The 1,032-nt window shown below is 53.7% G+C and carries 1 protein-coding gene; it reads right to left on the reverse strand.

Annotation, left to right across the window (positions count from 1 at the left end; genetic code table 11):
- Nucleotides 1-1,032 (reverse strand): elongation factor Tu (gene tuf / locus IMX17_RS25105; protein ID WP_193550338.1); only part of this gene is annotated, 1,032 nt, incomplete at both ends.

Consider the following 1,032-nt stretch of genomic DNA (forward strand, 5'->3'; position numbering starts at 1 on the left):
CATGTTCACGTTGTCGCCTGGCATTACCATCTCTACGCCTTCTGGCAGTTCGATGGTACCGGTCACGTCAGTAGTACGGAAGTAGAACTGTGGACGGTAGCCTTTGAAGAATGGCGTGTGACGACCACCTTCATCTTTGCTCAGGATGTACACTTCAGATTCGAACTGGGTGTGTGGCTTGATGGAGCCTGGCTTAGCCAGTACCTGACCACGTTCGATTTCTTCACGTTTGATACCACGCAGCAGAACACCTACGTTCTCACCAGCACGGCCTTCGTCCAGCAGTTTGCGGAACATTTCAACGCCAGTACAGGTAGACTTAACGGTGTCTTTGATACCAACGATTTCAACTTCTTCGCCAACTTTGATGATACCGCGCTCAACACGACCGGTAACAACGGTACCACGACCGGAGATGGAGAATACGTCTTCGATTGGCAGCAGGAACGGTTTGTCGATAGCACGCTCTGGCTCTGGGATGTAGCTGTCCAGGGCTTCGGCCAGTTCGATGATTTTCGCTTCCCACTCAGCTTCGCCTTCCAGCGCTTTCAGCGCGGAACCGCGGATCACTGGCAGGTCGTCGCCTGGGAAGTCGTATGCGGACAGCAGTTCGCGAACTTCCATTTCTACCAGTTCCAGCAGCTCTTCATCATCAACCATGTCGCATTTGTTCATGAATACGATGATGAAAGGAACGCCAACCTGACGACCCAGCAGGATGTGCTCACGGGTCTGAGGCATTGGGCCGTCAGTCGCAGCAACTACCAGGATCGCGCCGTCCATCTGAGCAGCACCGGTGATCATGTTTTTCACGTAGTCGGCGTGCCCTGGGCAGTCAACGTGCGCGTAGTGACGAGTCGGGGTGTCATACTCAACGTGAGAGGTGTTGATGGTGATACCACGAGCTTTTTCTTCTGGCGCGTTATCGATCTGGTCGAAAGCACGTGCAGAACCGCCGTAGGTTTTAGCCAGAACGGTAGTGATCGCTGCAGTCAGGGTAGTTTTACCGTGGTCAACGTGGCCGATAGTACC

This window comes from Serratia sp. X3, assembly GCF_014982455.1.
In the GTDB taxonomy this organism is placed as follows: Bacteria; Pseudomonadota; Gammaproteobacteria; order Enterobacterales; family Enterobacteriaceae; genus Serratia; species Serratia ureilytica.